The sequence below is a fragment of the Ligilactobacillus sp. Marseille-Q7487 genome (genome assembly GCF_949152225.1).
Taxonomy (GTDB): domain Bacteria; phylum Bacillota; class Bacilli; order Lactobacillales; family Lactobacillaceae; genus Ligilactobacillus.
On record NZ_CASCJC010000001.1, the window covers coordinates 1,694,638 to 1,708,147 of the forward strand.

Here is a 13,510-nt window from a genome sequence, read left to right on the forward strand (position 1 = left end):
CATTTTTAAAAAAAAGTTAATTTTTTCTCTTGATTTTTTAATCTTTTAACCATATAATTTATAACAATCTAATCATTCTATAATTTACCTAAAAAGGAGAGTGTGTCTATGAAACTTAAAAAATTGCTTGTAACCGGGACTATCTTAGCTTGTTCTAGCCTAACGGTCAACTTACTTATTCCTGCTAGTGCCAGTGCCGCTAGCTCCAAGAAAGCCTTAAACTGGAGCATCCCATCTGAACTGTCTACAATCGATCCTTCTAAAGTTACCGATACTTATGGTGGTGACATGGTCAGCAACACGCTAGAAGGTCTTTATCGTTTAGGTAAAAACTCTAAGATTGAATCGGGTATGGCTAAAAAGACAACAGTCTCTGATGATGGCTTGACCTATACATTTACCTTACGTTCTAATAACAAGTGGTCTAACGGTGATCCTGTGACTGCACAAGACTTCGTTTATTCTTGGCAGCGTACGGTCGATCCTAAGACAGCCTCTTCTTACGCTTATTTATTTGACGGAATTAAAAATGCTAACGACATCATGGCAGGAACCAAAGCACCTGAAACCTTAGGCGTTAAAGCCCAAGGCAAATACAAGTTGGTCGTAACATTAGAAAAACAAATTCCTTATTTCAAATTATTGATGGGCTTTGATGTCTTTTTCCCACAAAACCAAAAAGCCGTTGAAAAATACGGCGATAAATATGGTACAGCCGCTAAATACATGGTTTATAACGGACCATTTAAGATGGTTGGTTGGGATGGCTCTAACCTCAAATGGAAACTCGTTAAAAACAACAGCTATTGGGACAAGAAAAATGTAAAATTAAAACAAATCAATTTCCAAGTTACCAAGAGTACTACAACTTCTTATAACTTGTATCAAGCTAACAAACTCGATCAAACCAACTTAAGTGCCGAACAAGCACGCCAATTGAAAAATCAAAGTGGTTATACCGTCTTAAAGCAAGCACGAACAAACTACTTAGAATTCAACCAAACAATGCCAATCTTCCAAAATCAAAAGATTCGCCAAGCTATCTCTTATGCAATCAACCGTAAACCTTTGGCTAATACCGTAATTGGCGGGGGCTCAACTCCTGCTAAAAGCGTAGTTTCTTCTGGTTTAGCCAGTCGTGATGGCGTAGATTTTGTCAATGCAGCTAAAACTTCTGTTGGTACGACTTATAACAAGAAAAAGGCTCAACAGCTCTTACAAGAAGGACTTAAAGAAATCGGCAAAGACAGCCTTAGTTTCACCCTTTTAGGTGACGATACTGATGCAAGCAAAAAGATTACAGAATACTTGCAAAGTCAAATCGAAGCTAACTTGCCAGGCACAAAAGTTACCGTAGAAAACGTTCCATTTAAAACGCGGGTCACACGTTCACAAAATACCGATTTTGAAGTCGTAGTTTCTAGTTGGCAAGCGGACTTCTCCGATCCAATCAGCTTTTTAGATATGTTTACCTCTAACAACAGCTACAACTTTGGTAAATGGAAAAATGCAGATTACGACAAGTTGATCACTGCATCTAAGACAACCGATGCAACCGATCCTGCAAAACGTTGGGATGATTTGGTTGCTGCTTCTAAACTATTAAATGAAGACCAAGGTGTAGTGCCATTAGTTCAAATCAACACCCCACAAATGATTCGGCCTGATGTTAAAGGCTTGATTCAAAATACAGCCGGAATAACTAATAACTGGAAAAACGTTTATTTTAAATAGTTAAAAACTCTAAGGTTTTTTGACCTTAGAGTTTTTTGCGTGAAGCTTTCAGACTAGCTTTTAGACTAGCTTTTAGACTACATTAATGTTATAATTTCATGGTTAGGGGTAGGAGATTTAACGTTAAGGATCGGTGGAACGGAATGTGAACACCGATAGAAAGACGCTGTTTCTGCGCTTATTTCTCCGCATTCACCAAAAATCAATTAAATAATTCCTGGTGCTTGTCTCCTTTCAAAATAAATTTTGGGAGATGTTTTAATGTCAAAACTCACATGGAAAAGTCCTAAACTGACGGTACGCATAATTGCGATCGCGGCTTTATTGATTGCTTTAAAGGTTATCTTAAGCAAGTTTTCAATCGGCTCAGAATCGCTAGTTAAAGTTAGTTTTGGCTTTGTTGGTACGATACTTGTCGGCTATTACCTAGGTCCTTGGCTTGGTGGAGTCGCAATGGTTATCTATGATTTAATCGCCAACACGATTTTTGCGACTGGTGGTAACTTTTTTATCGGCTTTACTTTTTCTGCTTTCCTAAGCGGTGTATTAGCCGGAGCATTCTTTTACCAACAAAAAATCAGCTGGCAACGCGTCTTGATCTATGAGTTTATCCAATCGTTAGTTTCAAATATTTTATTGACAACACTTTGGATTCATATTTTGTACCACGCACCATTATGGTCATTGTTAGTCGTACGTGTGCCTAAAAACTTGATTATGTGGCCGATTGAAACCTTGATTGGTGTCATCGTGTTAAATGCTATTGTCAAGATTGAGCACACTCGTCCAGAATCTTATAGCTAATAAAGCAAGCCATACACTGGCTTGTTTTTTTATTGCTCAAAAATGGTATAATAAAGGTAAATTAAGTAAGGACGTGATTGGATGGAAAAATACGCATTAATCACCGGCGCTTCAAGCGGCATCGGCTTTGAAATGGCACAAATTCTCGCACAAAACGGCCACAATGTCATCTTGGTAGCTAGAAACAAAAAGCGGTTAACCGAACTGCAAGAGATTTTAAGCATGAATTATCGGGTCAAGGCACTAGCTTACCCTTGCGATCTAACTAAAGAAGGTGCGTGCGTTGAACTTTACCGTGAATTAATCGAAAATCAAGAGCTTAACATTGACTTTTTAGTCAACAACGCCGGTATTGTGATTAGTGGTAAGTTTTTAGGTACGCCATGGCAACAAAGCGAAGAACTTTTACGGCTAAACATCACCGCTGTTTGTGAGTTGAGTTTCTTGTTTGGTAATCACATGAAACACAATCATGACGGACGCATCCTTAACATTGCTTCATGTGCAGGAATGTTGGCTGGCCCAGAATTAAACTTGTATTATGCTTCTAAAAACTTTGTCTTGGCCTTTTCACAAGCGCTAAGTCTTGAATTAAAGCATACTGGTGTAGCGGTAACAGCCTTATGCCCTGGCCCTGTGGCAACAAACTTCGCTAATAATGCTGGTTTAAACAATTCTTGTATGTTCAAACGCCTTCCAATCATGGATGCGCAAAGCGTTGCACAAGCAGGTTATCAAGCAGCTATGCAGAAAAAAAGCCTCAAATACTGCGGTGGGATTGCTCAAAGCGTCAACCTTGGTGCACGTTTGTTCTCCCGCAAATTCATGGCCCGCTTAGCCTATCGCATCAATAAGGTTAAATAATCTAGCATCGATAATACTAAAGTTGTTTAAAAGTAAAATCCGTCAAACATAGCGGATTTTTTATTTTTCTTTTTAATTGTAAACGCATTTTTTTAATATCGCTTGAATTTTATGTGAGTGAGTGCTATTCTTGTTTAAAAGTATTTTTTACTTAATTATCGCGCGCAAATTAAAGTAAATTTTATTTTTATACCCTTTTAAAAGTAATTGTTACTTTTAATCTCAAAGAAAGGCGTGTATTTACGTGCAAATTAGCAATACACAGAAAAAATCTACTCTTTTTATCTTTATGATCATTGGCACGGCTTGGATGTTTGATGCTTTAGATGTCGGCTTATTATCTTACATCATGCCACTAATCCACAAAGAATGGCTTTTAAGTGAATCTCAAACAGGCTTAGTTAGCTCCGTTAGTTCTATTGGAATGATTTTTGGAGGTTTCTTATTCGGTCGTCTCGCAGACAAAACGAGTCGCAGTCATGCACTTGTCTTGAGTATCTTAGTTTTTTCGTTAGGAAACTTCTTTTTAGCATTGAGTCCTGGGTTTTATAGCTTTTTGGTAATTCGTTTTATCGTTGGTTTAGGTTTAGGAGGCGAACTACCCGTAGCAGCTACTTATGTTGCAGACTTATACAGTGCCAAAGATCGTTCTAAAATGTTGATTTTAGCCGACAGCTTTTGGGCAGTTGGTTGGTTAGTCGCAGCGGCCCTCTCCTTTTTGCTTAGCCCTGTTTTAGGCTGGCGTGGCTTATTGATTTTAACGGCATTTAGTGCCTTTTTTGCACTAGTCGTACGTAAACACGTAGAAGATATCAGCAAACAAAAAACATCACTAGCAACACTTAATGGCTTAGATGCCTTGAAACAATCGTTTACTTGGCATACTCCACTTCTTTGGATTGCTTGGTTTATGGTCATGTTTAGCTATTATGGAATGTTCATGTGGTTGCCAAGCATCTTAGCGGCACGCGGAAATGATGTTGTCGAAGGTTTTGGTTACTCAACAATTATTGTAGTCGCCCAACTTCCAGGATATTTTGTGGCAGCTTGGTTGAGTAGCAAGATCAAGGTCCGTTACGTCTTTGCCATTTACATGGCGGGAACAGCGGTTGGTGCTTTATGGTTTGGACATGTTTCTGGTGCTTTATTGACGATTTTAGCCGGTTGTGTCTTATCATTTTTCAACCTAGGGGCTTATGGTGCTATCATCGCATTAACTCCACAACTTTATCACAACAACGTCAGAGGAACTATGACGGGCTTAGCACAAGGTATCGGTAGAATCGGTGCAGTCGTTGGACCTTTGTTAGTTGGTATCTTAATCGACCATAGCGTTTCGGTTAATAGCGTCTTTAATATTTTCATGCTTTCTTTATTAATCGGTGCGCTTTGTGTCTTAATCGTACCTGAAAATTTGCATGATGAGGATTGATACTAATGAACAACTTTTTAGTCAAAGAAAAAATGGCAGAATTTTTAAAAGAAGACTTTGGTATTGCGGATTTAAATTCCATTTGGTTACCACAACAAGAAATCAATGGTTATTTTATCGCCAAAGAAGATGGGATAATCTGTGGCCAACAAATTCCTAGTGCTACTTATGAACTTTTAGGAAACGCCACTTATACTCCCTTAATAGCCGATGGTAGCAAGGTAACTAAAGGGACCAAAATCGGGCAAGTTAAAGGCTTAGCTGCAAGTGTCTTAGGCGGAGAACGTGTCATCTTAAACTTACTCCAACGCATGAGTGCGATCGCAACTAAAACACATTATTTAAACGCTAAACTAAATGATCCAACCATCAAACTCACGGATACACGCAAAACGTTGCCTGGTTTGCGGATGTTTGATAAATATGCAGTCAGCTGTGGAGGCGGACATAATCATCGTTTCGACCTAACCGGAGCAATCATGTTAAAAGACAATCACATCGCTGCTTGTGGCCACAGTATTGCTACAGCTGTCGCTTGCATTCGTCAAAAACAAGGGCCGTTAACTCCAATCGAAGTCGAAGTTGAAACCAAAGAACAACTACTTCAAGCTATCGCAGCTGATGTTGAAGTCATCATGTTTGATAATCAACCTCCAGAAGTAATCAAAGAATGGAGAAAACTCGTACCTGAACATATCAAGATTGAAGCTTCAGGTGGTATCAACGCTGAAACACTACCACAATTTAAGGGCTGTGGGGCTAATTTCTTATCGCTTGGATGCTTGACTAATGAAGTAGCGGTATTTGATATTAGCTTTTTATTAACAGATGCAATCAAAGCAGACAACCCCTTAACTAAATAGTTTTGACTAAGCCACGAAAACCCATCTGTTGATGAGTATTTCGTGGCTTTTATAAAATATACCCTAAAATTTGCATAAATAAGACTAACTTAGCTATCAAACTCCCGCTTTTTTGCTCCTGTGCAAAAAAGCACAAATTATCTTTGTATAATTTTACATTTTTGTAACATTATTTTTAAAAATTCTTTTATTAGAAGTTTAGACAGGTTCACAAAACCTTGGCATAATAATTTTTCGAAATATTACTCACCTTAATAATTTAGTAACATTTTTGTAACATTTGTAGTGATTACTAAAATTTACTATTGACACAAAAACCTTGTATTATCAACTATAGCTAACCGAAATATAAGTTCTCATTTCGTTCGCAAATTAAAATAAAGTCTTCATAAACAATGGTTTCATAGGGGTTATGCGCCTTTTGTTACAAAAAACTGCAATTTGTAACATTTTTTAACGTTCACTAGTGTCATTTTAAGGATATAATAGCATTATGGAATTAATCTACACATGTTACATGTTTCTTTAAATTTGAAAAATTAGGGAGTGAAATCATTTGAATCATTCAGCAAAATCGTTGCTTGTCGGTACTGTAGGAGCAGCTGGTTTGTTATTAGCGACAAGCGCCACTGCAAACGCTGATACAACACATAAAGTTGTCAAAAACGATACGATCTGGGATTTATCTCAAAAGTACGGTGTCTCAATTGCAGATCTCGAAAAAGCTAATAACATTGATGGCAATTCTCATTTGATTTTTGTTGGTCAAACTTTGACGATTCCTACTAGCGGTTCAACAACTGATACTGCTACAACAAATCAAGTGACTGTTAAAGCTGGCGATACCTTATGGGCAATCGCTAAAGCTCACGGCGTTTCTGTAGATCAATTACGTTCATTGAATGGTTTGGCAGCAGATGCTTTCATCATCCATCCTGGTGATGTCTTAAAGGTTACTGGCCAAGCACAAAATGTTCAACAATCTGTTTCTATTCCAGAAACAACGGTTCAAACACCAACACAAGAAACACAACCACCTGTTCAAGAAGAACAAACACAAACACCGGTTATCTCTGCTAACCATGTTTCTTATACAGTTAAAGAAGGCGATTCGCTTTACATAATCGCTCAAGCTTATGGCGTTACGGTTGAATCCTTGCGTCAATCTAATGTCTTAGGCGCTACTTTACAAATTGGTCAAACATTAATTATTAATGACCCAACTAAGAATCCTACAGCTCAAGAAGAAACACAACAATCAACAACAGTTGAAGATGTTGTTGACTCTGTTCAAGAAGATGTGCAAGTAGACGCCCCAGTTCAAAGTACACCTTCTGTAAGTACAGACAACAATACAAACAACTCTGCTAACTCGAACTCCTCAAGTTCAAGCAATGCAGGTTCAAATACAACAGTCCAACAACCTGTTGCACCTTCTACACCATCTGTATCAACACCTTCTTACAGTGGTGCAGCTATCGCTCAATACGCAAGCACATTTATCGGTGTTCCTTACGTTTGGGGCGGAACTACTCCTAGTGGTTTTGACTGCTCAGGTTTAACTCAATATGTTTACGCACACTTTGGCAAGTCCATCGGCCGTAACACAATTGCTCAAGAAAATGCAGGAACAATTATTCCAGTTTCTCAAGCACAAGTTGGTGACTTATTATTCTGGGGTTCACGTGGTAGCACATATCACGTAGGTATCTACATGGGTGGCAACACTTATTTAGCTGCTCCAGAACCAGGCCGTTCCGTATCAACAGGCAACATGACTTACTTCATGCCTTCATTTGCGGTACACGTAAACTAATTAATACAAACATTATCCCCTGCGCTTGCGTAGGGGTTTTTGATACTAAAAAAATACACCACATAATCTAGGTTATGTGGTGTATTTTAGTTTTACTCAGTCAGTAAGTTTTGTTCGATATAATTAGCAATTCCATCGTGATCATTATCATCTGTAATAAAATTAGCAACACTCTTCGTTAATTCACTACCGTTGGCCATCACGACACCAATTTTAGCGTTTTGAATCATATCATGATCATTGTCGGCATCTCCAAAGGCGCATAGGTTATCCATCGTCAAATCATGCCAACTAAGAATCTTTTCTAGTCCAAATGTCTTAGAAATACGTGGATCCATGAATTCATACAAGGTACTTGTGGTGATGAGCGCAGCTGACTTGTAGTGTGGATTAGAAAATGATTGTCCACGTTTTACAACTTTATCCATGTCTTCTGGATTAAAGACAATCATCACCTTAGGCTTTGGTTTTTGTAAAAATTCATCAAAATCGACAATTCGGTAGTCAATCTTATCTTCTTTAGATAGCGTCTTGATTAAATCATCTTCTTTAGGCGCATATAGCAAACCTTGGTATGGAATGGCAAAGTTTACCGGCATATCTGCGTAATGTTTGATGATTTCTTTGATTAAAGCTCCATCAAGTGGGTAATTATCTTCTTGTTTATCCAAGGACAAATCACATAATTCTGAGCCACCCGAACCTACGATAAAATCGACTTGGCCAGCCAAGCCCCAATCAGCAAGTTGATCTTTAACACTAAGGCTTTCACGGCCTGTGGCAATTCCAAATAAGTAACCTTGGCTGCGTGCTTTTTTGATGGCAGCAGCCGTCTTTTCTCCAACGGTTCCTGTGCTTGTGAGTAATGTTCCGTCGGCATCGCATGCGATGACTTTGATGTTATTCATAAACATATCACCTCATCACAATTATACATGCACAATTCACTTTCAACAACCGTTTTCACATTTTTAAGCTAAAGTTTGATATTTCTTAGCGAAATGCTTTTCTAAAATACTCAATAGTTGAGCAAAAGTAAAGGTCAAGACAAAATAAATGCCAGCAGCTACCAATAATGACGCTACAAAATTATACAATGTACCGCCAACACCTAGGGCTTGTGCGGTAACTTTTTGTACACCAATATAAAAAAGTACCGAAGATTCCTTGATTAATGAAATAAATTCATTGCCTAAAGCTGGTAATGTTGTTCGGATAGCTTGGGGCAAGACGATAAAACGCATTGTTTGGATATGGCTTAACCTAAGACTTAAACCGGCTTCCATCTGCCCTTTTACAACTCCAGAAATACCTGCCCGAAAAATCTCAGCGATATAAGCTGCCGAATTTAACCCTAAGGCAAGTGAGCCTGGCAAAGTTCGGTCAAGGCTTGATCCTAAAATATGAATCGGAGCAATCTCGATGCACTTAGACAAAGTATAATAAATCAGCATTACTTGAATCATCGCAGGCATCCCACGTACAATTGCGATATAGACTCGTGCAAAGCCACGTAAAAATTTAACCTTTGACATTCTAAACAACACCAAAACCAACCCTAAAATGGTCCCGATAAAGCCACCGATTAGCGAGATGATGATCGTTTGTGCCGTCCCATCGATGAATGCTGGATAGTATTGGTACATGAAATCAAACATCTATCCTTGCCCCTTTCTAATTAGTTAACGTATTTGCTTTGAAGTTCTTGCGCTTCTTTTAACATTTGTCCATCTTGTCCACTGTCTTTAACTTGTTTAATAACCTTATTGACAGCTTTAATTAACTTTTTATCCCCCTTCTTAACAGCAACACTGTACGCTTCAACATCCTTAACATCTGTTAACTGCACTTTAGCTACCGCATACTTACCAGAAAATTTTTTTGCATAGTTATTAGCCGTTGCGTTTTCCAACACGACACCGTCAAGTTTATCGTTAGCTAATTCTGTCGCTAAAGAAGTTACTAATGATTCAGAAACAAGGTTAGCATCTGGCATTTTCTTTTTAACTAATTCTTCTTGCGTAGTTGATTGTTGTGCTCCAATCTGCTTGCCGGCTAACGCTTTTAGTGTGTCATATTTATCTTGGTCGCCTTTTTTAACTAACAAAACATTTTTAACACTGTAATATGAGTCCGAAAAATCAACGGCCTTTTCTCTTTTCTTAGTCTTAGATAAGCCAGACAACACTAAATCAACCTTGTTGTTGTTCAATTCAGAAATTAAAGATGGAAATTCGATATTGACGATTTTTAACTTCACACCTAATTCATCAGCAATCTTTTTAGCTAACATCATGTCATAGCCGACAAATTCTTTTTTACCATCTTTAACGATAGGAAATTCAAATGATTCAAAGTCCGCCGAGGTTCCTACCGTTAAAACCTTGGCTTTTTTAATGTCTTTAATCGAATTATCAGTTTGTGGGCCAGCTTTTTTATTGGAACACCCTACCAATACCAAAGCTAAACCAAATAACGCTACAGTCTGCATAAAATTTTTAAGTTTCATAATAATTTCTCCCTTTAATTTTTTTCTAAATCATTTATTAACAAACACTATACAGACCATTTTCGAATTTTTAATAATAAATATTCATAATAATGTAAATTTTAGATATTTAATACAAAAATACATAATTTTATACATTTTAAAACGCAAAAAAACGAGGTACAAACTACCTCGTTTTAATCTTTATTAAACTTACGCTTCGATAATCACAAAACCATTTTGTCCGACCCGATGTTGATCTTCAAGCAAATTTTGGCTCAAGATTAATTTAGCATTTTTAGGTAAGACAAACTTGACACTGCCATATCCCATGTTAAATAACGCAAAAATCTTACGGTTACCCAAGGTCCGTGTAAAGCTCAAAAAGTCAAACTTACTGTTACATTGACCCCATTCAAGGCTACCTTGCGTCAACAAATCACTGTAACGACGTCTAAATGAAATCAATAACTTAACGAAACGATGCATAGTTTCATCTTGTTGTTCTTTATTCCACTTCATGCAGTTGCGATTAGCGAAAGGCTGTGTCCCACTTAACCCGATTTCGGTACCATAATATAAACATGGCATCCCTGGTTGCATAAACACAAAAGCAAGTAAAGCCCGTAAAAGCTGGGCATCGTCACCACATTGTGCCAGCAGACGCAATGTATTGCGATTGTCTAAGGCATTTAACATCACTTGGTTGTTTTGGTCACGATACTTCATCAACTGTTCGTTTAAAGCATGAATCATCTCGGCTAGTGGAATTTCATGTTCGATGAAGTAATCACGCAAAATACCCATCAAAGCTTCGTTGGTTGTCCCATCAAATTCGCGTCGTTCAATTCGTGAACTAGCATCTTGCTTAACTTGCCCCAACAAGCATACGTCTGGTTTAATGCGCTTGGCTTGGCGGTAAAATTCATGCCAAAATTCGTGATCGACTTCATCGGCACAACTCAAATGCCAAGCATCAATATCAAAGTTTTCTAGCCAGTAGCGTGCCACTTGCAAGAGATAATCTTTAACTGCGGGATTTTTTGTATTGAGTTTTGGCAGATGCGGATTGTTGGCAAAAACTTCATAAGATAAGCTTTTAGCAATGTGGGGATTATCGGTTGGCACATAATGTGGCGGAAAATCATGAATCAAAAACCAATCGGCAAAGCGGGATTGGCGTCCGTAACGTTTGACATCTTGCCATTGTAATGAAAAGTCACCCACATGATGAAAGACACCATCAATCATGACTTTCATTCCACGCTGATGGGCTTGTAAAATCAACTCTTTGAGCTTTTCTTTAGTTCCAAAAGTAGGATCTAGACTATAAAAGTCAATCGGATCAAATTTATGATTAGAGTAAGCAACAAATAATGCCCCCAGATACAAGCCGTTGACTCCTAGTTCTTGTAGATAATCGAGCCGATCGATGACTCCTTGTAAATCTCCCCCAAAAAAGCTCGTCTCGTTTGCTTCTTGACTATCCCATTCAAGGGTCGATTCGTGGTCATTTTTAGTATCACCATTAGCAAAACTATCCAAAAAGATATCATACCAAACAACACTACGCGCCCATTTAGGTGTTTCTAAGACATCATCCGTTGCAAAATACGGCAACTTAAACGGTGCTACGTGTTTCAAACAATCAGCTGTATATGGGCGCAACTTGCGATCATCATAAATATATTCTTCGCCTTCTGGTCCTAAGAGATGAAAAGCATACTCTAAGCGCCGATTGGCTGGCAAAGAAAACTCTGCTAACCAATAATCTGCGACCACGCTTTGATACAAGCATTTCATAGCAATCACTTCTGGATGCCACAAGCCATCAGCAGCTTGAATCGCATATGGATCGGCATATAAAAGTTCCACCCCTAAAACATCTCTGTGTTTCAAACGCAAGCGGATCTGAACAGTATTTTTATCTTTTAAATAAGCCATCGCACTATCGGGGCGATGATAAACAGCCGCTTTTTGCATTTAACATCATCCTTCAATTCTCTATAATCATGCGTATCCCCACAATACGCAATTTTCAATAGTCAGCAAACTTTAAAATTGTTTAACTGTCGCTAATATCATTGAACCTCTCATGACTAAAGTCGTAAGATTCTTGGGAAAAGAGTGTACTTGATAGATTATTTCTTTACTAACAGCGTATCTCTTGTTTACCAAGCTATCCCCGTGGTTCCTACGGTTTATAAAATTTACCTATATTTTACTTTAAATTTGCTAGGTTTCGCAATCTTTTTCCTAACAAAAAGAGGCTGGAAAAAAACTCAGCTTCAATAGAAAAAAGGCTCACGTCAAAAAATTTGGCGTGCGCCGAGTACACGTTAGAGGTGAAAAAGCAGTCCGAAAGGAACTAGGATTGTTGCTTCTGGCGATTAACATATCAAAATTATGGTATTTATTCCAAAAAAGAGGGATAAAATCCCCAAAAAAACGAACCAAAAATAGACATAATAGAAAAATAGCTGATCAAATTTCATTTTTAGAAATTCAATCAGCTATTTTTATGTCCAGACTGGTACTTTTTTCCCAGCCTCCTTTCGTTAATGCATCATATTTATCGTTGTCAAACCTGCAAACATCACCATTGTTATCACGATAATAAACAATAACATCGGCAAGTTAAAAATAGCACGCTCAATGTAGCCTGGACGAATCTTGTTTTGTGCCAACCAATCCTTGATAGTTTGTCGTTCGCTGTACAATAAGACAAGCGCACACACGCAAGCTGCAAGATTTATCACTAGATTGATGTATTGTCCAAAATTGCCCCAGTGGTTATTTAAAAAGTCACTCACACCACTGATGACAAAGTTATTACAAAAATGCAGTACAATCGACCAGACAATCCCATAATTATACGCTACATAACCTAAAATCAACCCTACACAAAAGGCAAATGGCGTTTGCATAATATTAGCATGCATCAAGCCAAACATTGCCGCTGAAACAACGATTGCTAACTTAGCTCCATATTTTTCTAGGCTACGTAACAAATAACCTCTGAAAACCAATTCCTCACTGATTGGCGCAAGCAAGGCACTATATGCTAGCATCGACCAGGTTGTCCCTGAGCTAACCGCTTGTTTAAGCTGTTCTAGCGCACTATAGCCAAATAAGTTTAGCACCATTTCAATCACACTATCAAAAATCCCTAGCAAGAGCTGGATTAAAATAAAGGTGACCACCAACGTGAAAAAGGAAAATTTCGTCATCTTCACTCTTCCTGGTGCCAAAATCTTTTTTTGTAGCTGGGGCGACACATACGTCCAAACAAAAAATAATGAGATTGCTACCGCCCCAAAATATGGTAAGCCTGAGTTTTTGACTGCAGCTACATTACTTCCGCTTAACCAAGCATGGTTGACCATAAATTGGCTAATCAACAACGCTCCTACCTGGAAGGTAACCCAATAAATCAAGATAGTCTTGGTTACTTTACCAATTGTTTGATTGTACTCTTTAAACTCCCCTAAGTTCCAATCATCTTTCAT

The 13,510-nt window shown here is 38.1% G+C and carries 11 protein-coding genes and 1 riboswitch; of the genes, 6 read left to right on the forward strand and 5 right to left on the reverse strand.

Annotation, left to right across the window (positions count from 1 at the left end; translation table 11 throughout):
* Positions 1–108: 108 nt before the first annotated feature.
* The 6 genes from QM017_RS08365 to QM017_RS08390 all read left to right on the forward strand — a co-directional run bounded on the left by QM017_RS08365 (position 109) and on the right by QM017_RS08390 (position 7,513).
* A complete protein-coding gene (locus tag QM017_RS08365) occupies positions 109–1,734 on the forward strand; it encodes a peptide ABC transporter substrate-binding protein (RefSeq protein WP_282709473.1) in 1,626 nt (541 codons plus the stop codon).
* A gap of 102 nt (positions 1,735–1,836) precedes the next feature.
* A riboswitch (THF riboswitch) is annotated at positions 1,837–1,934 on the forward strand.
* A gap of 61 nt (positions 1,935–1,995) precedes the next feature.
* Positions 1,996–2,538 carry a folate family ECF transporter S component gene (locus QM017_RS08370; RefSeq protein WP_282709474.1) on the forward strand — a complete coding sequence of 181 codons (543 nt, stop codon included), beginning with the start codon at positions 1,996–1,998 and terminating at the stop codon, positions 2,536–2,538.
* 81 nt (positions 2,539–2,619) lie between these two features.
* Positions 2,620–3,402 (forward strand): SDR family oxidoreductase, encoded by a 783-nt coding sequence (locus QM017_RS08375; protein ID WP_282709475.1) that lies wholly within the window; start codon positions 2,620–2,622, stop codon positions 3,400–3,402.
* Positions 3,403–3,652: 250 nt separating this feature from the next.
* Positions 3,653–4,834, forward strand: coding sequence for an MFS transporter (locus tag QM017_RS08380; RefSeq protein WP_282709581.1), 1,182 nt, complete (start codon positions 3,653–3,655; stop codon positions 4,832–4,834).
* A 5-nt stretch (positions 4,835–4,839) separates the two neighbouring features.
* Positions 4,840–5,697 carry a carboxylating nicotinate-nucleotide diphosphorylase gene (gene nadC, locus QM017_RS08385; RefSeq protein WP_178198062.1) on the forward strand — a complete coding sequence of 286 codons (858 nt, stop codon included), beginning with the start codon at positions 4,840–4,842 and terminating at the stop codon, positions 5,695–5,697.
* Between the two features lie 556 nt (positions 5,698–6,253).
* On the forward strand, positions 6,254–7,513 hold the full coding sequence (locus tag QM017_RS08390) for a C40 family peptidase (RefSeq protein WP_282709476.1): 1,260 nt from the start codon (positions 6,254–6,256) through the stop codon (positions 7,511–7,513).
* A gap of 92 nt (positions 7,514–7,605) precedes the next feature.
* Here the strand turns inward: QM017_RS08390 and QM017_RS08395 are convergent, their stop codons facing one another.
* From QM017_RS08395 to QM017_RS08415, 5 genes are all read right to left on the reverse strand, one after another.
* Positions 7,606–8,421, reverse strand: coding sequence for a Cof-type HAD-IIB family hydrolase (locus tag QM017_RS08395; RefSeq protein ID WP_282709477.1), 816 nt, complete (start codon positions 8,419–8,421; stop codon positions 7,606–7,608).
* 63 nt (positions 8,422–8,484) lie between these two features.
* On the reverse strand, positions 8,485–9,171 hold the full coding sequence (locus QM017_RS08400; protein WP_282709478.1) for an amino acid ABC transporter permease: 687 nt from the start codon (positions 9,169–9,171) through the stop codon (positions 8,485–8,487).
* Between the two features lie 20 nt (positions 9,172–9,191).
* Positions 9,192–10,022 carry a transporter substrate-binding domain-containing protein gene (locus QM017_RS08405; RefSeq protein WP_282709479.1) on the reverse strand — a complete coding sequence of 277 codons (831 nt, stop codon included), beginning with the start codon at positions 10,020–10,022 and terminating at the stop codon, positions 9,192–9,194.
* A 192-nt stretch (positions 10,023–10,214) separates the two neighbouring features.
* Entirely contained in the window at positions 10,215–11,984 is a 1,770-nt protein-coding gene (locus QM017_RS08410; protein WP_282709480.1) for a glycoside hydrolase family 13 protein, read from the reverse strand.
* A gap of 575 nt (positions 11,985–12,559) precedes the next feature.
* The gene (locus QM017_RS08415) at positions 12,560–13,510 is read right to left on the reverse strand and encodes a type II CAAX endopeptidase family protein (protein ID WP_282709481.1); all 951 of its coding nucleotides are present in this window, start codon (positions 13,508–13,510) and stop codon (positions 12,560–12,562) included.

What these genes read in the sequence shown, in the direction of transcription:
- nadC (WP_178198062.1), top strand. Translation starts at nt 4,840, where the DNA reads ATGAACAACTTTTTAGTCAAAGAAAAAATGGCAGAATTTTTAAAAGAA.
- QM017_RS08370 (WP_282709474.1), top strand. Translation starts at nt 1,996, where the DNA reads ATGTCAAAACTCACATGGAAAAGTCCTAAACTGACGGTACGCATAATT.
- QM017_RS08375 (WP_282709475.1), top strand. Translation starts at nt 2,620, where the DNA reads ATGGAAAAATACGCATTAATCACCGGCGCTTCAAGCGGCATCGGCTTT.
- QM017_RS08410 (WP_282709480.1), bottom strand. Translation starts at nt 11,984, where the DNA reads ATGCAAAAAGCGGCTGTTTATCATCGCCCCGATAGTGCGATGGCTTAT.
- QM017_RS08405 (WP_282709479.1), bottom strand. Translation starts at nt 10,022, where the DNA reads ATGAAACTTAAAAATTTTATGCAGACTGTAGCGTTATTTGGTTTAGCT.
- QM017_RS08365 (WP_282709473.1), top strand. Translation starts at nt 109, where the DNA reads ATGAAACTTAAAAAATTGCTTGTAACCGGGACTATCTTAGCTTGTTCT.
- QM017_RS08400 (WP_282709478.1), bottom strand. Translation starts at nt 9,171, where the DNA reads ATGTTTGATTTCATGTACCAATACTATCCAGCATTCATCGATGGGACG.
- QM017_RS08395 (WP_282709477.1), bottom strand. Translation starts at nt 8,421, where the DNA reads ATGAATAACATCAAAGTCATCGCATGCGATGCCGACGGAACATTACTC.
- QM017_RS08415 (WP_282709481.1), bottom strand. Translation starts at nt 13,510, where the DNA reads ATGAAAGATGATTGGAACTTAGGGGAGTTTAAAGAGTACAATCAAACA.